The 20,727-nt window shown below is 35.9% G+C and carries 19 protein-coding genes, 1 pseudogene and 1 riboswitch; of the genes and pseudogenes, 11 read left to right on the top strand and 9 right to left on the bottom strand.

What is annotated here, in order from left to right; translation table 11 throughout:
* Positions 1-41 precede the first annotated feature (41 nt).
* Positions 42-1,322, bottom strand: coding sequence for a pyruvate MFS transporter (locus KA878_RS07755; protein ID WP_193838966.1), 1,281 nt, complete (start codon positions 1,320-1,322; stop codon positions 42-44).
* A 588-nt stretch (positions 1,323-1,910) separates the two neighbouring features.
* A riboswitch (TPP riboswitch) is annotated at positions 1,911-2,020 on the top strand.
* A gap of 65 nt (positions 2,021-2,085) precedes the next feature.
* Here KA878_RS07755 and KA878_RS07750 point away from each other — a divergent pair.
* From KA878_RS07750 to KA878_RS07720, 7 genes are all read left to right on the top strand, one after another.
* Positions 2,086-2,676: a thiamine phosphate synthase gene (locus KA878_RS07750; RefSeq protein ID WP_193839951.1), complete on the top strand. Its 591-nt coding sequence runs from the start codon at positions 2,086-2,088 to the stop codon at positions 2,674-2,676.
* On the top strand, positions 2,669-3,784 hold the full coding sequence (gene thiO / locus KA878_RS07745) for a glycine oxidase ThiO (protein ID WP_193838965.1): 1,116 nt from the start codon (positions 2,669-2,671) through the stop codon (positions 3,782-3,784). The genes KA878_RS07750 and thiO overlap by 8 nt, the downstream gene beginning before the upstream one ends.
* On the top strand, positions 3,768-3,968 hold the full coding sequence (gene thiS / locus KA878_RS07740; protein ID WP_053028784.1) for a sulfur carrier protein ThiS: 201 nt from the start codon (positions 3,768-3,770) through the stop codon (positions 3,966-3,968). Before thiO ends, thiS begins: the two co-directional genes overlap by 17 nt.
* A gap of 1 nt (position 3,969) precedes the next feature.
* Positions 3,970-4,737 (top strand): thiazole synthase, encoded by a 768-nt coding sequence (locus KA878_RS07735; RefSeq protein WP_053028785.1) that lies wholly within the window; start codon positions 3,970-3,972, stop codon positions 4,735-4,737.
* Positions 4,737-5,735 (top strand): ThiF family adenylyltransferase, encoded by a 999-nt coding sequence (locus KA878_RS07730; protein WP_193838964.1) that lies wholly within the window; start codon positions 4,737-4,739, stop codon positions 5,733-5,735. The genes KA878_RS07735 and KA878_RS07730 overlap by 1 nt, the downstream gene beginning before the upstream one ends.
* Before the next feature lie 189 nt (positions 5,736-5,924).
* Entirely contained in the window at positions 5,925-6,539 is a 615-nt protein-coding gene (gene uptA / locus KA878_RS07725; protein WP_053028787.1) for an undecaprenyl phosphate transporter UptA, read from the top strand.
* A gap of 184 nt (positions 6,540-6,723) precedes the next feature.
* Positions 6,724-8,688, top strand: a complete 1,965-nt coding sequence (locus KA878_RS07720; RefSeq protein ID WP_075108143.1) for a fructose-1,6-bisphosphatase — start codon at positions 6,724-6,726, stop codon at positions 8,686-8,688.
* Between the two features lie 109 nt (positions 8,689-8,797).
* On the opposite strand, the gene KA878_RS07715 is transcribed toward KA878_RS07720, so the two are convergent.
* Entirely contained in the window at positions 8,798-10,579 is a 1,782-nt protein-coding gene (locus KA878_RS07715; RefSeq protein WP_193838963.1) for a cation:proton antiporter, read from the bottom strand.
* A gap of 255 nt (positions 10,580-10,834) precedes the next feature.
* Between KA878_RS07715 and KA878_RS07710 the strand changes: the two genes are divergently transcribed.
* Entirely contained in the window at positions 10,835-11,869 is a 1,035-nt protein-coding gene (locus tag KA878_RS07710) for a YkvI family membrane protein (protein ID WP_228480673.1), read from the top strand.
* 60 nt (positions 11,870-11,929) lie between these two features.
* Here KA878_RS07710 and mhqD read toward each other — a convergent pair whose 3' ends face one another.
* From mhqD to mhqR, 4 genes and pseudogenes are all read right to left on the bottom strand, one after another.
* Positions 11,930-12,523, bottom strand: coding sequence for a methylhydroquinone degradation carboxylesterase MhqD (mhqD, locus tag KA878_RS07705; protein ID WP_193838961.1), 594 nt, complete (start codon positions 12,521-12,523; stop codon positions 11,930-11,932).
* A 13-nt stretch (positions 12,524-12,536) separates the two neighbouring features.
* A complete protein-coding gene (locus tag KA878_RS07700; protein ID WP_193838960.1) occupies positions 12,537-13,445 on the bottom strand; it encodes a VOC family protein in 909 nt (302 codons plus the stop codon).
* A 10-nt stretch (positions 13,446-13,455) separates the two neighbouring features.
* Positions 13,456-14,424 (bottom strand): annotated as a pseudogene (mhqE, locus tag KA878_RS07695) (ring-cleaving dioxygenase MhqE).
* Between the two features lie 63 nt (positions 14,425-14,487).
* Complete coding sequence (mhqR, locus tag KA878_RS07690; RefSeq protein WP_193838958.1) at positions 14,488-14,922, bottom strand: MarR family transcriptional regulator MhqR; 435 nt, start codon at positions 14,920-14,922, stop codon at positions 14,488-14,490.
* A 176-nt stretch (positions 14,923-15,098) separates the two neighbouring features.
* On the opposite strand from mhqR, the gene aldA reads away from it, so the two are divergent.
* Positions 15,099-16,526, top strand: a complete 1,428-nt coding sequence (aldA, locus tag KA878_RS07685) for an aldehyde dehydrogenase (RefSeq protein WP_193838957.1) — start codon at positions 15,099-15,101, stop codon at positions 16,524-16,526.
* Between the two features lie 45 nt (positions 16,527-16,571).
* Here aldA and KA878_RS07680 read toward each other — a convergent pair whose 3' ends face one another.
* Positions 16,572-17,534 (bottom strand): metal ABC transporter solute-binding protein, Zn/Mn family, encoded by a 963-nt coding sequence (locus tag KA878_RS07680; RefSeq protein ID WP_193838956.1) that lies wholly within the window; start codon positions 17,532-17,534, stop codon positions 16,572-16,574.
* A gap of 173 nt (positions 17,535-17,707) precedes the next feature.
* Here KA878_RS07680 and KA878_RS07675 point away from each other — a divergent pair, with 173 nt between their 5' ends.
* On the top strand, positions 17,708-17,989 hold the full coding sequence (locus KA878_RS07675) for a GNAT family N-acetyltransferase (RefSeq protein WP_193838955.1): 282 nt from the start codon (positions 17,708-17,710) through the stop codon (positions 17,987-17,989).
* Between the two features lie 365 nt (positions 17,990-18,354).
* On the top strand, positions 18,355-19,161 hold the full coding sequence (locus KA878_RS07670; protein WP_193838954.1) for a VOC family protein: 807 nt from the start codon (positions 18,355-18,357) through the stop codon (positions 19,159-19,161).
* Positions 19,162-19,262: 101 nt separating this feature from the next.
* Here the strand turns inward: KA878_RS07670 and KA878_RS07665 are convergent, their stop codons facing one another.
* Positions 19,263-19,565: a TM2 domain-containing protein gene (locus KA878_RS07665; RefSeq protein WP_070854732.1), complete on the bottom strand. Its 303-nt coding sequence runs from the start codon at positions 19,563-19,565 to the stop codon at positions 19,263-19,265.
* A gap of 116 nt (positions 19,566-19,681) precedes the next feature.
* Positions 19,682-20,590, bottom strand: coding sequence for a phosphate/phosphite/phosphonate ABC transporter substrate-binding protein (locus KA878_RS07660; RefSeq protein ID WP_193838953.1), 909 nt, complete (start codon positions 20,588-20,590; stop codon positions 19,682-19,684).
* Between the last annotated feature and the right edge of the window lie 137 nt (positions 20,591-20,727).

Genomic DNA, 20,727 nt, shown 5'->3' with positions numbered 1-20,727 from the left:
TCGACTATTTATCTAGGCATAATGCCCTAGTTTATATAAAATTATTTTAATTCACGACTTTCATCTTTAATCAATGGTTTATCTGGTGATACAAATAACCATAAAATTGCTGCGATAACTGCTGGAATAATTAGCAATTGGAAAGTCATTGTCCAACCAAGTGATGCTACTAATGCACCAGCTAAGAATGGACTTAATAACGCACCAATGTTACCCCATAAGTTCATCCAACCAGATACAGTACCTGCGAAGTTTCTACCAATGTCATTCGCTGCAGCCCAGCTCATACCCATTGATACGCCCATACCACCTAAACCAAGTGATAACCAGAAAATAGTTACATATAAATTATCAGTATGTACTGCAAAGAAAATTGAAACTGCAAATACGATGAAACCTACAATAGCAATCAAACCTCTTGAAATAAATCTTGATTGACCACTGCGTAAAATTTTATCTGAAATCGCACCAGCAGATAAAATTAAAATAAACATAATGAACCAAGGTAATGAACTAATCGCCATGTCTTTAAATTCTACATGATATTGTTCAGTTAAGTACGTTGGTAACCAAATTAAGAATAATGAAATAACAAATTGTACTACAAAGTATTGACCTGCAATCGCATAGAAACTAATACGACGGAAGAATTGATTCCATGGTGGTAATGATTTCGTTGTTTGAACAAGGTCACGATTCTCCATAATGAAATGTTTCTCTGCGTCATTAACCATACGATGTTGTTCAGGTAAATCTTTCGCAATAATTCCCCATAATATTGCAATTAAGATACCTGCCACACCAAAGATATAAAATACTGCTTGCCAGTTAAATGCGTTTACAATAGCAATTGTAATGACAGGTGCTAATACAGGCCCAAAATATGAACCAGCAAGTAACATACTTGATGCTCTACCTTTCTCATCTTTAGAGAACCAGTTTGCATTAAACACGGCGTTTGATGGATACATAGGCGCTTCCCCGATACCGAATAAGAAACGAACTAAATATAATAAACCGTGATGTTTAATCATACCTGTTAAAATGGTGAAAGCACTCCACCATACTAAAGCAATTGTAATCATCTTACGTGGTCCGAATTTCTCAGCTAGCATACCTGAAGGTACTTGCATTAAAGCATAACCTAACGAGAAGAATGAAGCTAATAGACCAAATTGTTGTTTTGTCATATGTAAATCTTCCATCATTTGCGGGGCAATATACGAAATGTTGGATCTATCCATATAGGCGATTACACCTATAATAAAAAATGCTAATGCAAAAAACCAACGAACACTACTTTTCTTTTGTCTTTGTACCATAACCTCTTTTTCCTACTTCCTCTAATTTGTTGATTCTAAATATGTTGTCTAATATACTCACAAGACTCCCTATTATACAAAAATAACTCCCTTATAACCCTTACCATCATAGGGTTTTTAGCATTTATTTTTATTTATATTACCAGGTTTTGAAATCGTTTTCAATATCTTATTTAAAAGTTCTTTTATTAAATTGTACATCGTTCGTTACTTTATTCACTAATTGCGTCATTTGGGAGTGGCGCAGCATTCTTTTCACATTCATTGTCCACTCCCAGCTTGCTTAGCTTGTAAAATCACTTTCGTGATTTTTTGTGTTGGGGCCCCGACTTCCAGCTTGCTGTGTTTGTAGAATGTCGTAATGTCATTCTTTGTGGTGGGCCCCACTCCCAAGGATGACTAGAACCGACAAAAGCTTAATTTAAGCGCCTTCTCCGTTCAGTCAGCTACTGAGAATTGGTGAAATAGGATCATTATATGATTGATGTCCCTTGCTCTTCCTATTAAAATTTGAACTCTATTCGAAAAAATTGTAGAATAAATTTGAAATCAAACGTGAATCATAATTATTAAAAATTAAATAGATAATTTATCCACTGGAAGTGCCTTTGTTTAAGGCTGAGAGTAAAGAAAGAACTTTATAATTCCTGGAACCTGATCCAGTTTGCACTGGCGTAGGAAAGTGGCTTGCTAAATAACGTTCTATATAGACCAACGCTATTTCCTACGAAGGAGATAGCGTTTTTTTCATTTATTAGGAGTGATAGCCATCTTTATAGCGATAACAACTTACAAACATTTAACAGCGTCAGATTTACAACATTTTCTTGATATTAGTGAGGGGATTGATGGTTTACTCTTTCGTACCCCTATGTCTAGAGATGAGTTGCGTTCTTTTCTCAGCATATTAATCGTTGCTGGATTCCCTAGAGATAAAATCATTGTCCATAGCGATGTCGAATTATTAGAAGCGCTAAATCTTACACGTTTACATTGTCGCGAGATGGACACGTTGGCATTCCACTATAAAGAACACCATCCAGAGGTGCAGGTTAGCATGTCAACGCACTCGGTTGACACTGTTAAACAGGCTTATCGACATCACTTGGATTATGTCTTTTATGGTCATATATTTCCAACCGCTTCTAAGCCAAATCAGCAACCTAGAACATCGTCCGAAATCAACGATGTTTTGCACGTGCCTATCCCGATTTATGCCATAGGTGGTATGACGGAAGATACGATACATCAACTGCCGCCTGGCTTTGCAGGTATTTGTGCAATCTCATACTTTATGAACGCATCTTTACAACAAATTCAACATCTACGAAAGGAGTGGTTGAAAGATGCATGACGTTCTTATTATTGGTTCTGGTGTCATCGGAATGTCCATTGCAAGACACCTTAGTCACACGCATCTCGACATCGCAATCGTTGACCGAGATATACCTGGTAAACATGCATCCTATAAAGCTGGTGGCATGTTAGGTGCTCAGAATGAATTTACAGAAGATAGTGATTTATTTCGACTTGCACTCGAGTCGCGAGACCTCTTTCCTGAATTATGCCAATCTTTACAAGATGAAACGGGCATTGATATTCAATATCAAGCATCTGGATTAATTAAAATTGCGAATCAACCTAGTGATGTAGCCCATTTACGTGCACAATATCAATTCCTACACGCATTAGATCACAATGTTGTTGCGCTCTCAGACAATGACTTGGCCGATTTAACGAATGGTAATGTCTCTGCAGCAGACATGGCTATTTATATCCCAAATGATGGACAAATCAATGCGAATCATTATACGAAAGCATTGTTTAAATCTCTGCAACAACGTCACATTACGCGCTACTTTAATACAGATGTTACTGACATTCATCGTCTGAATGGCTACTATCAAATCGCATCATCTAAAGGTGATTTATATGCTAAAAAGGTTATCGTTGCAGGTGGTGCATGGTCATCTCAACTATTAAAGCAGTATCAACTACCACGTGAGGTTGTTGGCGTTAAAGGTGAAGTCCTACTTGTGGAACACGATAATTTACATTTAAATCAAACGGTATTTACGACCAATGGATGTTATGTTGTGCCAAAACAACCCAACCGTTATTTAATTGGTGCTACTAGTGAATTTGATAATTATTCAGTAGGTAATACAACGCAAGGCATTTCCTGGTTGAAACATTATGCAACAGCACGTATTCCTGAACTTGCAAACGCACGTGTACTCAAACAATGGTCTGGCGTACGTCCGTACACAGAGAGTGAACTGCCAATTATGGACCAAATTGATGATGGCTTATATATGATTACCGGTCACTATCGTAATGGTATTTTATTATCTCCTGTGATCGGACGTGACATCGCAAATTGGCTATTAACTGGTATCAAACCAGCTCAATATAAATCTTTTAATGTCTCAAGGAGGTTAAATCATGAAATGTATCATTAATGGTGACACGTTCACGTTCGACTCGGAACAATCGATCCATCAAGTGCTCGAATCACTTGAGTTAGACCCACAACGTGTCATTGTTGAACATAATAAAACATTGATTAAGCAAGATGATTATCATCAACACACTGTGCGTGAAGATGATCAATTAGAACTATTAGAATTTGTTGGAGGCGGATAAAATGTTTAAAATTGGCAATTTAGAATTACACTCTCGTTTGTTATTAGGTACAGGGAAATTTGAAAATGAAGACATCCAAACTAAAGCGATTAAAGCTTCGGAAACAAATGTACTTACGTTCGCAGTTAGACGTATGAACCTGTATGATAAAAATTTACCTAACCCACTTGCAAATATTAATTTAAAAGACTTTATCACTTTTCCAAATACTGCTGGCGCTAAAACAGCTGAAGAAGCAATTCGTATTGCAGAAATCGCTAAACATGCGGGTGTATGTGACATGATTAAAGTAGAAGTTATAGGTGATGATGAAACATTATTACCTGATCCTTTCGAAACTTACGAAGCTTGTAAAGTATTACTTGAACGAGGTTATATTGTATGTCCTTACATTTCTAACGATGTTGTCTTAGCTAAACGTTTAGAAGATTTAGGTGTGCACGCCGTTATGCCGTTAGCCTCACCTATTGGAACAGGTCGTGGCATTAATAATCAACTGAATTTGAGCTACATTATTAAGAATTCAAATGTACCAGTTATTGTTGATGCAGGTATTGGTTCACCTAAAGATGCATGTCATGCGATGGAATTAGGTGCTGATGGCATCCTTTTAAATACGGCAGTATCAGGTGCGAAAGACCCTGTGAAAATGGCAGAAGCAATGAAGTTAGGCATTCACGCTGGTCGCTTATCTTATGAAGCAGGACGAATTCCAGTGAAATACACTGCCCAAGCATCAAGCCCAACTGAAGGTTTAGGATTCTTATAATGCAACGATACAATCGGCAAATGAGATTTTCACCGTTTGGTGCGCATGGCCAACATGCTTTATCGGATGCAACGTTGCTTATTTTAGGTGCCGGCGCATTAGGTAGTCATGTTGCTGAACTTCTTGCTCGTATGGGTGCACATCACATCGCAATTGTTGATATGGATATTGTTGAAACATCTAATTTACATCGACAAGCATTGTACACTGAGGCAGATGCATTCAATATGGTGCCTAAAGTACATGCTGTTCAACAACATATCGCAGACATCAATCATCATGTAGATGTACAAACGTATTATCAAGAAATCACTTCATCTAATATTGAAGATATTATCACCGACGTTAAACCCGATATCATCATTGATGGCATGGACCATTTCAAAATACGCTACCTTATAAATGAAGTATGTCATAAGCACCAAATCCCTTGGGTTTATGGTGCAGCTGTTGGCAATAAAGGAACCGTTTATGGTATTGATTTCAAAGGTCCTTGCCTAAAATGTCTTTTAAAACACATGCCATCCAGTGGTGAGAGTTGTGCGATTAACGGTGTTTTACCTCCTATTATTTCACAAGTGGCGAGTTACGAAGTTTCTGAAGTGCTACGTTACTTATCAGGGGAAGGCTTTTCAAAGAAATTAATTACGATTGATACATGGCAGATCGATTACAAAGCGATGAACGTCGATATATTACAAGACCATGCTTGTGACGTATGTGCCAATCGACACTATTCACTCTTAGAAACAAAACAACAACACCATATTGAAAGTTTATGTGGCCGTACCTACCTTTTCCGATATCAGCCTAATGTCTTTCAACATGCACATCATCTTCCTGGAACGCTTGTGAAGGCCACGTCTTTCGCAAAATTAATTAAAGATGACCATTACGAAATCACTTTATTTAAAGATGGCCGTATGAATGTCTATGGTGTCGAAGATGATGAAGAGGCAACGCAACTCTATCAACACTATTTAAAAGCAATGAAATAACGGTTGTCATTAGTTTATACAAGCAATTCATAGTAAATTTTATTATAATGAATTTACTATGAATTTTTTATTTTTGAAATCAAATGGTAAAAATTAATGTGATCGAGATGATTTCGACGCCGTAGATGGCTTTCGCAGTTATTGCGTTGTGTTGTCTCGAACGCTTCTAAAAGGAGTTCTTATATATAAATGGAACAATTAATTACTGATTTTATTAGTAAATGGGGTTATACAGCCATATTCATTCTTATCTTATTGGAGAATGTATTACCTGTAGTCCCTTCTGAAATTATACTTACGTTTGCTGGTTTGATGTCGGTTAAATCTGGTTTATCTATACCATTCCTATTCTTAATTTCAACAATCGCATCATTTATCGGGTTACTCATCTTGTATTATCTTTGCCGTTTAATTAATGAAGACAGTATTTATCGTTTTGTAGACAAACATGGTAAATGGTTTAAGCTGAAAGGTAAAGATGTTAAGCGCGCTAATGATTGGTTTAAACGTTATGGCGCATGGGCTGTACTGCTATGTCGCTTTATCCCAGTATTACGTGTACTCATCACAATCCCAGCTGGTATTAATAAAATGAATGTCGTTACGTTCGTCGTCTTATCATTATTAGGTACGACAATTTGGAACTTTGCCTTAATCTTACTCGGTCGTATGTTAAGTGGTAGTTTCGACGCTTTAATGGCCGGTTTACACACATACTCATACATTATGTACGTGATTATTATTCTTGCAGTTCTTTACGTGCTTTATAGAATATTCTTTAAAAATAGAAACCGCGTTAAGTAATATGTGAAAGCCTCAGAATCCATTGGTGACTGAGGCTTTTTTATTAAACAGTCGTATTTTAAGAATTAATTCTGACATTTTAAGCATCACCATTGAAAAAGTGATGCGTTTTAAAGATAATTAATGTAAGCGGTTTTATAAACTATCTACAATGAATATCAATTCCAAACAGGAGTGAAATACGATGACACAAACGACTGAAAGTGAATTACGAGAGAAGTATTTAGATTTATTATCACAACAATTTGATAGCCCTGAAAAGCTGGCAACAGAAATCGTCAATTTAGAGTCGATTTTAGAATTACCAAAAGGCACAGAACATTTCGTCAGTGACCTTCACGGTGAATATGAATCGTTCCAACATGTATTGCGTAATGGCTCTGGTAACGTTCGTTCTAAAATTAATGACCTTTATGCTAAAAAGTTATCTCAAAAAGAAATTGATGACTTGGCTGCGCTTGTCTATTATCCTGAAGAAAAATTAAAACTCGTTAAAAATAATTTCGACTCAAAAGGTAAATTAAATGTTTGGTATATCACTACAATTGAACAATTAATTGATTTGATTACCTATTGTTCATCAAAATATACACGTTCAAAATTACGTAAAGCATTGCCTAAAGAATATACATATATTGTTGAAGAACTACTTTATAAAAATAACGAATTTAACAATAAGAAATCCTACTATGAAACATTGGTAAATCAAATTATCGAGTTAGAGCAATCAGATGATTTAATTATTGGATTATCCTATAGTATTCAACGTCTTGTCGTTGACCATTTACATGTGGTTGGAGATATTTATGACCGTGGTCCGCAACCTGATAAGATTATGGACACGTTAATCAACTATCACTCTGTTGATATTCAATGGGGGAACCATGATGTTTTATGGATTGGTGCCTATGCAGGTTCTAAAGTCTGTTTAGCTAACCTACTTCGTATATGTGCACGCTATGACAATTTAGACATCATTGAAGATGCTTATGGCATTAATTTACGTCCGCTATTAACACTTGCAGAAGAACATTATAGCGGCAATAATCCATCATTCAAACCGAAGAAACGTCCTGATAAACCAGTTGGATTATCTAAACTTGAAGAGAGTCAAATCACTAAAATCCATCAAGCGATTGCGATGATTCAATTCAAACTAGAAATGCCAATCATTAAACGTCGTCCTAGCTTTGAAATGGAAGATCGACTAGTCTTGGAACAGATTAACTATGATACAAATGAAATCACCATTTATGGGAAAACATATCCTTTAAAAGATACATGTTTCAGTACCGTAGACCCAGAAGATCCTGGTAAATTATTACCTGAAGAAGAAGAAGTAATGAATAAATTGTTGCTTTCATTCCAACAATCTGAGAAATTAAAACGTCACATGTCCTTCTTGATGAAGAAAGGCAAACTTTACCTTCCATATAACGGTAATTTACTCATCCATGGCTGTATACCTGTTGATGAACATGGAGAAATGGAGTCGTTTGAAATTGAAGGTGAACAACATAAAGGACGTGACCTATTAGATGTCTTTGAAAGACATGTACGTTACGCCTACGATTACAAAGATATAACAGATGATTTATCTACTGATTTAGTATGGTATCTATGGACTGGTAAATATAGTTCTTTATTTGGTAAAAGGGCCATGACAACATTCGAACGTTACTTTATCGAAGACAAAGCTTCGCATAAAGAGCCTAAAAATCCATATTACTATTTACGAGAAGATGTGGATATGATTCGTAAAATGTTAAAAGACTTTGGCCTTAATCCAGATGAAGGTAGAATCATCAATGGTCATACACCTGTAAAAGAAATAGATGGTGAAGACCCTATTAAAGCAGATGGCAAAATGTTAGTGATCGACGGTGGTTTCTCGAAAGCATATCAAAAAACAACTGGTATTGCTGGCTATACATTACTGTACAATTCATTCGGCATGCAATTAGTCGCTCATCAACATTTCGATTCAAGAGATAAAGTATTATCAGATGGCGCAGATGAATTATCTGTTCGTCGAGTGGTTGATGAAGAATTACAACGCAAAAAAATTAGAGATACCAACGATGGTAAAGTACTCCAAGAACAAATCCGCATCTTAAAATTATTAATGCACGATAGATATTTGAACTAACATTTGACTAGACTGATATACAAAATTATGGGAGTGGGACAGAATTTGTTTTAAATTCATTGTCTCACTCCCTTTTAAGCATTATTTAAAAACTCATCATAATCCTTTTCTAATATACATCTCTTAAGATGCCGTATACCCCATGTTCATATTGCGGTATCGGTTTAGTACTCTTATTAAATGACACCACGCTACTATCATCAATATGATAAATAATCATATCATTATCAGTAATGTTATCGTATGCTTCCGCAGATACTTCAACAATATTTTTATTGGCAATCGTATTATCAAACCATCTTGGACTATGTGATTCATCAAATAAAATGTGATTGCGCAGCGGTCCATTTAAATTATTACGTGCTTGTTCGTCAGTAAAGGACACAGGCATCATACTCACATGATTCAAGCCGAACTCCGGTACCAACTCATTAAAAGCTAAACTATTAAAAATAAATGACTTGGTCATTAATAAACATTTATTGTAACGAATTAAATCTGCATATATTCGATCACTACTTGATAATAGATTCCCTTTAAACACCTCAAAGCCAAGTTCTTCCGCTTTATCTGATGTATTCTCAAATAGATTAAATACCATAACCGGTATATCATGTTCACGCAGTTTTGTACCTAAGTGGAATGAGAATTCACTTTCACCAACAATGATGACACCTGGTGGTTCAGTACTTGCTAGGCCAAACAACTTACTTAAAGGAATAAAGCTAAATCCATATATAACTACCGTAATAAAAACAAGGCCAAAGGTTACAGGCGTAATATAACTCGCCATTCTAGCATGGTTATCTAGAAATAACCCACTAAAGAATTGCGCAACAGTTAAAACGACAATCCCTCGTGGTGCCATTAAAGCAACAATCGCACGTTCTCTCTTCGTGATTTCTGTACCTATCGTTGATACTAAGACTGATATCGGACGTACCAAGACAATCATTGCAATCGCAAAGACTACTAATTGCCATGATAAAACATCCATTAATACCGATGATGTTAATGAAGATGTAATTAAAATAAAGACAGTCGATACAAGAATAGAGGATGCATTTTCAATGAAATGATCTGACTCCTTGTAAATTAAATCATGTCTCTTATAACGCGCCATCATTAAACCAAAAATTGTTACGGCTAATAGGCCAGATTCTTGTAATATTTGATCACAAATACTGAATACTAACAGAATAAACACTAACTGAATCGAAGGCATTAAATTCTGCGGGATGAAATCACGTTGGATTAGCCAATTGAAAATGAATGATGCGCCAAAGCCGATAATGGCTGTTGCTATAATTTTCAAAATGAAAATTAAAATGACTTGAACACCGAAGCCCTGTTCAAATATTTGATAAATATAAAACGCAGTTAATGCGAGTATAGGACCAATAGGATCTAAGATAATGCTTTCCCATCTTAAAATAGAATCTACGCTCTTACGCACTTTCGCTTGCTTTAGCAATGGCTGAATCACAGTTGGGCCAGTAATTAAAAATAACCCGCCCATTACAACCGCTACAGCAATTGGGAAATCTAAAATTTTATGTAATGCAAGCGCACCGAGTACCCAAGCGATAGCTGCGCCGATGGTAATAATTCGAATAACCGCTTTAGAAATGCCTTTTAATTCACGAAAATCCAAATTACTACTGCCTTCGAATAGGATTACCGCTACAGCTAATGACACGATAGGACTAAAGACCTCAGCCCCCAATGTTTCTTGAGGGTTTGCCAGTCCCAAGATTGGCCCAATGAGTAAGCCGACAATCGACATCACTACAATGGATGGCCACTTAATTTGCGTCGCTAACCATTGGCTAAATATACCTAACGCTAAAAATAGCACAATGATTAACATAACAGGTAAATCTAATGACATACCTACACCTTCCTCAATAAGAATCAACTTTTTTCAATACTGTGTCATACTATCAAACTTTGGTTACACCTGCATTACCAATTTATAAACAAGTTGTTAATGCCTTTGTCGGACACACAATGTTCACTTCGGGTAAACTTTCCTATTTATTTCTAACCTCATTTCGTCTAAAATAGATAATTGCGTTTAAACTATATGAATTAAGTAATGATTTGAAAGGAAATTTTAATTGTGCAACTTTTTAGAGAGACTATAATGGTAGCTTTCGCATTTGTGGGTGTTGTCGTTGGGGCTGGCTTTGCGACTGGTCAAGAAATATTTCAGTTCTTCACGAGTCATGGTAGCTATAGTATTACTGGTATTATCGTTACGGGGTTAATCATTACGTTAGCAGGCGTCTTCGTCTTAAACACTGGCTTTACGATTCAATCTCATAACCATTCTGAGTCTATTCAATATTATTTACATCCAATGATTGCACGTATTTTTGATATTATTTTAACTTTATTTTTGTTCTCTTTAGCGATGATTATGACTGCAGGTGGGGCCTCAACCATACATGAAAGTTTCGGATTACCTTATTGGTTAAGTTCATTGCTATTAGTATTATTTATTCTAATGACACTGTTTCTTAAATTTGAACGTTTGATTACCGTCTTAGGTATGGTGACCCCCTTCCTAGTCATTGTTGTTTCTATTATCGCCATCTATTATTTTATAACAGGAGATGTTAATTTTAGTGCAGCGAACCGCTTCAATGAACAACACGGTTTATCACTCGGTTGGTGGTTTGATGGATTAAATTATGCGAGTCTACAAATCGCAGCCGCATTTAGTTTTTTAAGTGTAATGGGCGGTCGCATGCAACATCGTCAGTCGGCGTTATGGGGTGGCATCTTAGGGGGTATCATCATTACATTATTGCTATTAATGATTAATCTAGGGCTCATTACAGAATTTGAACACATTCAATCTGTTGCATTGCCAACGCTACTACTGGCTAATCATATTTCACCGTTATTAGGTACAATGATGTCGATTATAATGATTTTAGTTATCTATAATACAATTGTTGGTCTTATGTATGCTTTTGCATCGCGTTTTACAGAGCCATTCTCCAAAGGGTACTTTGTACTCATCATTGCAATGGCTATCGTTACATTTATATGTACATTTATCGGCTTTATTTCTTTAATCGGAAAAGTCTTCCCCATCATGGGATTATTGGGTTTCATACTCCTTATCCCAATTTTGTATCAAGGATTTAAACACTTCGTACTATCTAAATAATTGAAAATACATTAAACAAGACTCAAAGACGTTAGCCATACATCTTTGAGTCTTATTTAATTATGAATTCAGGATTTCTTGTCCTTGCATTAATCCTGCTTGTGTAATTTCATGACTGTTCACCCAAACTTCAGTAACATGTGCGCCCTGTTGTTTAAATAAATTCATCACGTGCGCACTCTGATCCATTGAAACAATTGGATCATGTTTGCCCATAGATAATAATACTTCTACGTCACTCATATCTTTCGATGTGGTTACTTCAATGGGATACAGTGGCGCAAATAACAAGGCTTTTTTGAATGGTGCTGTGTCTCGTAACATTAAGTTAATCGCAATATTAGCGCCATTAGAGAACCCAACTAAGACTGTTGTAGTCAAATCAAAACGATAACGTTCAGCAGCGTCATATATAAAATCTAACAACCGTTGACCACGATAGTCTAAATCTTCTTCATCGTAGACACCTTCTGCAAGGCGTTTGAAATAACGATTCATACCATTTTCATTAATTTCTCCGCGAATACCTAATAGATTATAATCAGGATTTAAAGCTGTGCCGAGTGGAATCAGATCTGTTTCATCCCCACCAGTTCCGTGTAACAGTATTAATGTCGGTGCATTATCTTTACCTGGTCTATAAATATGTTCCATCAATCCACACTCCTTATTTTTCATTTAGTCTTAACGGTGTTAATTGAGATTCAATGTCGTATCGTCTGTCCTCGTAAAATGGTGGTAGCTGTAGTTGTTTACCTAACTCATCTACATCTTCATCGATCATAAAGCCAGGACCAGCAGTCGCAAATTCAAAGATTAATTTGCCAGGCTCTTTCATGTAAATCGCATGGAAATAAAATCGTTCTTTCACATCCGTCACATGCATCCCTTTATTTAGAAGATAGTCACGCCATTGTACATGTACCTCGTCATTTGGGACTGACCACGCAATATGATGGAAGGTGCCACCACCCCAACGTACAGGTTGTGGGTTTATAAATTTCTGAATAATAATTTGATGATGCACACTACCCACAGTTTGATACTGAACATTGTCATCTGTTTCTTGAATGTATTCTAGCCCCAAATCATCACGTAGTAATGCTTCTGTTGCTTGTGGGTCAGCTGATAACATCGTGACACCGTGAAATCCTATGATGTCATTGTTCGCATGTGTTTCATGACTTTCAACCATTGCTAATGTCAATCCATGACGATCTTCAAATTCCAATGTGGCTTGATTAAAAGAAAACGTTTGACGGGTTTGGATACCATTCGCATGTAATTTCATTTCCCAATGCGCCATACTATCTTTCGGTATGCTAAACGCTAATCGTCCAACTTGACCTGAACCAATACGCCCTCTATAACGATTTGGCCAATTAAAGAAAGTAAGCACCATATCTTGTTGTGCTTTATGATTTGAGAAATACAAATGATACGTTGACGTATCATCAAAATTTACTGTCTGTTTAATTAAAGATAAGTTTAATACATTCGTATAGAAATCGTATGTCTCTTGCGCATCGCCAACAATCGCCGAAATATGATGAATATGTGTAATAGGTTCCATCATTGAATCCTCCTTAGTTATCACTTTTACCGGTAGTATCAAAAGGTCGTACTTGAGATTCGATTGTCTCTCTTTGTTCTTCTAAAAATGGCGGTAATGATAATTTTTCACCTAGCGTCTCATATGGTTCATCTTCCATAAATCCAGGACCATCAGTAGAAATTTCCAACAAGATGTGGCCTAGACGTGCGTATAAGGCTTCAAAATAAAAGCGATCTACTAAACCAGAATGAGGTATACCTATGTCATTGTATTTGTGCAATCATTGTTCAATCGCTTGATGATCTTTAACCCTAAATGATACATGATGTACTTCACCATATCCTTGAACAGCAACTGGCCCATCTTCATCTCTTCTTAGAATCACTTGACCACCATTACCACCGTCACCAACTTCGAGCAATGCTACATTGTCTTCATCTATGATTGTTCGCATGCCATAAACACGTTCTAACAAACGCTTGAAATCATCAAAGTAGCTCACCGTAATTTCGATTGGTCCTAAACCATAAATCGCTTTATCCTCAGGAACCGGGCCGTTCTTCCAAGGTTTGCCAGGTGACACGCCGCTATCGCCCTCATCAGATACTAATTGATAATCTTGTCCATCTGCTTCTTGAAAAGGCAATACCTTCTTACCTAATACGTCTTGGATTCCTTCATGCTTCACACCAAACGCATCAAAACGTTGCATATAATAGGTTAGTGCCTCATCATTTGGTACACGGAATGATGGTTTCGTAATCGAATTTGTCCCCTTACGTCCTTGTGGTATACCAGGAAAGTCAAAGAATGTCATATCAGTACCTGCTGACCCTTCATCATCTGCAAAAAAGGTGTGATACGTTTGAATATCATCTTGGTTTACCGTCTTCTTAACAAGTCTCATACCAAGTACTTCTGTAAAAAATTTATAGTTACGTTCAGCATCATCTGTAATCGCCGTTACGTGATGAATACCTAACAAATTAGTGTCTATCATAAGTCACCCTCCATTTATTTCGATTTCGAGATAATTTAAGTTAAAAAATTAAAGTGCACAGGTTTACACTTCTGCTGTTTGTGCACTTAATTTTTTGAATGCTTGTTGAATCGTTATCAATTCTTCTTCTGATAGAACAGAAAACGCCTGTTCTAACGTAGCAGCATGTTGGGGGAAAATGTCTGCCATAAATTGTTGCCCTTTGTCGGTAAGTGTTGCATTATATACGCGCTTATCTGATGGGTCTTTGTCACGCGTAATCCAACCCTTCTCTTCTAATTGACTCACTACGTATGAAATACTACTACTTGCGATGAGCACCCTATCTCTAATACGTTGAATCGGTTGTGGGCCTTTACTATAAAGTAATTCTAATACTGCGAATTCTGTGACATTCAGTCCATAGTTTTTCACATCTTGCTGTACGATTTTTTCTAATCTATCTAATGCTCTATTAAGACCAATAAATGCTTTCAATGAATGTTCCGTGCGATCCATTAACGCACCACCTTTAATTTATTTCGATTTCGAGATAAATTGTACACGTATTTCAACTTATCGTCAATATGTTAGTTCTATTATAAATTTATGTGCGTTTGATTACTATCTTTTTTAAAAAGAAATAAGCATGGAAATGGTAGTTACAGGGAATACTAACGTTGGAGGTGTCTCAAATGACCAATCAATTATTTATTAACAATGAATTTGTAGAGAGTAAGTCTAATAACACAATGGACGTTATCAACCCTGCAACAGGTGAAACATTTGATACAATTACTTTCGCAACTGAGGACGAAGTTAACGAGGCAATCGAAAAATCTAAACATGCACAACTTGAATGGGAAAACGTGCCCGCACCTACACGTGCAGAGCATGTAAAATTATTAATTCCTTTATTAGAGCAGAACAAAGACGCGTTAGCCCAATTGTATGTTCAAGAACAAGGTAAAACGTTGGCACAAGCTGAAGGTGAAATTGATAAAGCGATACAATTTATCGACTATATGACAAGTTTAAGCATGCGTAATAAAGGCGAAGTCCTACAAAATAGCGTAGTGAATGAAACCATTCAATTAATAAAGAAACCAGTGGGCGTGACTGCCGGTATTATTCCATGGAACGCACCCATTATGGTCTTAATGCGTAAAGTTATTCCTGCACTTGTAACGGGGTGCTCAATCGTCATCAAACCAAGTGAAGAGACGACATTACTCACTTTACGTTTGGCTGAATTATTCCGTGCTTCAACAATACCAGCCGGCCTAATTCAAATCGTACCAGGTACTGGAGAAACAGTTGGTACGCAACTCGCCACACATCAAGATGTTCAACTTATATCGTTAACAGGAAGTATGCGTGCAGGTAAAGCCGTTTATCAACATGCAGCTAATACTGTTAAAAAAGTAAATCTAGAATTGGGCGGTAATGCACCTGTCTTAGTGACGCCGCATGCAAACTTAGACAAAGCAGTAGATTATATTGTAACTGCGCGAATTAATAATGCAGGTCAAGTATGTACGTGTCCAGAACGTATCTTCGTTCATGAAGATGTGCACACAGACTTTGTCAATAAAGCCAAACAACGTATGAGTGAATTACAAGTGGGCGATCCGTTAGATGCTAATACGGATTTTGGTGCCATTATTAATCAAACACAGTTAGATAGTATTGATCGCAAAGTACAAGACGCTATTCAAAATGGTGCTGACTTAGTCTTAGGTGGTCATAAATTAAATCGTGCTGGTTTCTTCTATGCGCCTACCATTTTAGACAATGTTAAAAAAGAAGACAGTGCCTTTAAAGAAGAAATCTTTGGTCCTGTCCTAGCTATTACAACTTATAATGACTTTGATGAAGCAATTGATGCCGCAAATGATACAAATGCAGGGTTATCTTCTTATATCTTCTCAGAGAATTTAAAAGAAGTCATGAAAGCGACAGAACGCTTGAAGTTCGGTGAAGTTTATGCGAATTGCGAAGCAGAAGAAGTCGTTAATGGCTACCACGCTGGCTGGAGAGAATCTGGCTTAGGTGGTGCAGATGGTATTCACGGTTTCGAAGAATACTACAATACAACTGTAAGCTATATTAGATATGAATAATGAGATATAAATCCCCTAATTCCTGTAAAAAGGATTAGGGGGTTTTTAATGATTTAATGCTTTATCTAATGCTTTAATGTTCTGCTTCATGATTGATTGGAAAGTTAAATCTTTATCATTAGCTTGTTCTTTGGATAATACAGACAAATTATTAAAACTTAATGGTTCTGCATTGGTCTCGTCACGAATAACATCCGTTATCTTAGAAGTAATATTCTGTTCATAAAGTATATAGGGTTGTTGCGTATGATTAATTTGTTTAATAAGTGCAAGAATATCCTTTTGGCTTGGTTCTTCATTATTCATACCACTTACCCCCTCTTGTTGGAAGTGGTAACGTTCTGCTAAATAACCTAATGAATCATGCGAAATAATAACTTTATGCCTTTTAGGATGTTCAGTAATTACTTTTAATTTTTGATCTAAATCTGTTAAGTCTTGATTTAATTTTTTAAAATTATGCTCATAATATGCTTTGTGTTGAGGGTCTCTTTTGACTAAATCATTCTTAATTTTTTCTGCAAAATGCTTATCTAGTACTGGGTCTAGCCAAACATGTGGATCATGACTGCTCGCTTCATGATTATGTTGATGCTCGTGTTCATCATGGTCATGGTCTTCTTCAAGTAATGTATGATGGTTTAAATCAGACGCAACGGCTAATTTCATATCATTATTCGTCATTGATTCTGTAATCGTCTTAGCAACTGGATCTAGGTCGTCACTTGAATAGATAAACACATCACTTTTCGCAATATTAATCATATCTCTTTGTGTTGGTTCATATGTATGCGTGTCTGCACCCGGAGGATAAATCGTATCAACATTGACGTATTTGCCACCAATTTGTTTAGTGAAACTTTCAAATGCAAATACGGTAGTATAAATATTTAATTTATTATCCGTTGAAATATCTTTCTTTTTGGCACTCGAATATTGTTCTGTGCTACAAGCCGTTACAGTCATACAGAGACACAAAACAATAAAGAAATAGATTATCCTCTTCACACAGACCCCTCCAAGACGTAGCAAATTCGTTTACAACTATATCTTTAATAATGTAATAATGCAATATTTATATTTATTATCTATTTTGTATTTTAATATTTAGTTCATGCATGTTTCGGATTGCTTCAAAAGTGATACATATAAGTATGACATTATTAAAGGAGTGACGTTATATGGCACAAGATATTAAAAAAGGTAACCAACAATTCTATGTTGGAGAAGATGAACACAATGCGCAAGCAGTCATTACGTTTAAACAAGTAGATAATAATGAAATTGATATTGATCACACTGGTGTTGCAGATGAACTAGGTGGACAAGGTTTAGGCAAACAATTAGTTGAAGCTGTTGTCAATTATGCAAGAGAAAACAACTTAAAAATTATCGCATCTTGTCCATTTGCGAAAAATGTATTAGAAAAAAATGAAGATTATCAAGATGTTTATCTTGGATAATCCACTTCAAATATAACGACGCGCACATAAGCGTTCACGCACATTAAATCGATACAGAGCTTTTAGGCTATAATCAGGCTTGTATAGTGAGCCTGGGACATAAATAATAAGATGATGCTATTTTGCAAATTCGCAGTAGCTGACTGAACTGAGAAGGCGCTTAATTTAAGCTTTTCTCAGTTCTAGTCATCCTTGCGGGGGTGGGACAACGAATTTTAAAAGAATTCTGTCCCTCTCCCTTTTTTCATGCATTTAAAATTTAGAAAACAACTTCCTTGCTTAATTTAATGATTAGTAGTATATTTATTATACTTAATATAAATAATAAATGAAGATGATCCATTCATCTTAGGAGGCACTACATTATGAATGCATTTCACACTACTGAAGCAACACAAGTTACGAATATTACATTGAACGTTGAAGACTTAACTAAAATGACTAACTTTTATAAAAACATTCTTGGATTTTCAATTAAAGAACAAGACGACCAACACGTTATTTTCAATGTTGGCGCAAATGGACATACATTAACATTACACTATCTTGAAGATGGACGTCGTCCAGGATTTAGAGAAGCTGGTTTGTTCCATATTGCTTACTTACTCCCTACACGTGCAGATTTAGCAAACTTTTTATTCCACGCTAGTCGTTTAAACGTACCTGTAGGTGGTGGCGATCACCTTGTTAGTGAAGCATTATACTTTAATGATCCGGAAGGTAACGGCATTGAAGTATATCAAGATCGTCCATCTGAAGAATGGCAATGGGATGGTCATTTCGTAAAAATGGATACACTTGCTGTAGATGCAGATGATTTAATTGCACAACGTACAGAAGACGGTTGGGCTGGTTGGCCAGCTGATGGCAAAATCGGGCACTTGCATCTTAAAACACACGATTTAGGACAGGCACGTGACTTTTATATTGAACAAATTGGATTAGAACATATTTCTAATTTCCCACAAGCATTATTTATGTCTACACAAAACTATCATCATAATATCGCCGCTAATGTTTGGCAATCAAATCAAGTTAGAACAGATAATGACAATACTTACGGCTTAGTTCACTTTGATATCTATAAACCCAATGCTAAAGAAGAAAATATAACGTCACCTGAAGGTTTCGATATTACAGTTCATAGTGATACAAGCGTAGTTCCTGGATAGAATGATTCGTTTAATCACTACTTGCCATCGTTTAATAAACACACCATTTAAAAAGGATTGAGAGAAGATAAATGACTTTGTCTTCTCTCAATCCTTATTTTTTATGATTTCATATTATTTACTTCTCGCATTGCAAATTGACGGACTCGATTTTCATCCTCTTTAACCCATCCAGGTATTAAAAATGCATCAATAATCACCCAGATTAATGTCGGGATACCAAAGGTAAACCATGCTGTTAATATGGTAAGTACTAATAAACCTACTGCAGAACCCGTTTTACCATGATAAAAACGATGTCCACCAAATCCACCTAGGAAGAACCATAATACATAAGAGATAAGCGCTGTTTTTGAACGATTCGCTACTTGTTGCTCAATATACGTTTTTTCTTCTAAATTCATCACATTGTCCCCATTCCTAAATATTAAATTAGTTAATGATTAAACTATCAATTTAATTCTAATTCAAATCATATTATATTTATCAGGATGGTCACATATTGTCCTTAGCTTATTTTTTATTCTTCAACAAGTTTTCGATACTTTCTTACTGTGTCAAAATCGCTATCTTTCGCTTTCTCATAGCCTTGATGTCCATAAATATCTGTCAGTATTGTTTTACCTTTCTTTGTTTTACTCATCTCTAAAAATGCGTTACTGATTTTTGTTTTCCATTGCTGATCCATATCACTACGCACTGAAATCGTATCATTAGGTATTTTTTCTGTTCTATAAATCACTTTAGTATCTTTATAGATATTTGGGTAATCACGTTTTAAATCTGCGCGTGCATCCTGGTATATTGCTACGGCATCGACATCACCATTTAACAATGCTATCAATGCTTGATCATGACCTTTGATTTGAGCAATTTTAATGTCATTTTGATGGATATGTACCTTTTTTAAGCTAGCCATAGGATAAATATATCCAGATGTAGATTCTGGATCTTGTAACCCTACCTTCTTACCTTTTAAATCTTCTAACGTCTGTAAATGACTATTTTGACGTACTACAATTTGTGAACGATAGTAGTCGACTAATTTCGAAGTTGGATGTCCTTTATCATCTACCAAATAACCTTTAGATTTTAATAGTACATCTGCAGCACCTTGGTCATGCGCGATTGTATAAGACACAGGTGAAATAAAGGCCACATCTACTTTTTTTGATTTTAATGCTTCTACCATCGTATTATAGTTAGTCGCTATATGTACCTTCACAGGAATGCCTAATTCTTTTGATAACAGTTGTTGTAATGGTTTAACTTTAGCATCTAATGTCTTTGCATTTTGTGAAGGTACAAATTCAACATTTAGCGTTTCTGGTTTATAATCGTCTGAACGTTTGTCCTCTTTTGGTGAGCAACCACTGAGTGCGACGACGAGCACGATAAAGCTCATGAATAATACAATTATTTTTTTCATCATTTTTCCTTTTGTAAAATATAAATTTTAAAGACTTAAATTGTATTATAACGTATTTCTATTATAAAGAAGTGTAAATGTATAAAAAAAGCTATCCACAAAGTCTTTGACTTTGCAGATAGCCCTGATTCAGTTTG

The sequence above is a fragment of the Staphylococcus sp. GDY8P57P genome (assembly GCF_017892585.1).
In the GTDB taxonomy this organism is placed as follows: Bacteria; Bacillota; Bacilli; order Staphylococcales; family Staphylococcaceae; genus Staphylococcus; species Staphylococcus borealis.
The sequence above is the reverse complement of the archived record's forward strand: the minus strand, read 5'-3'. Positions and strand labels throughout refer to the sequence as shown.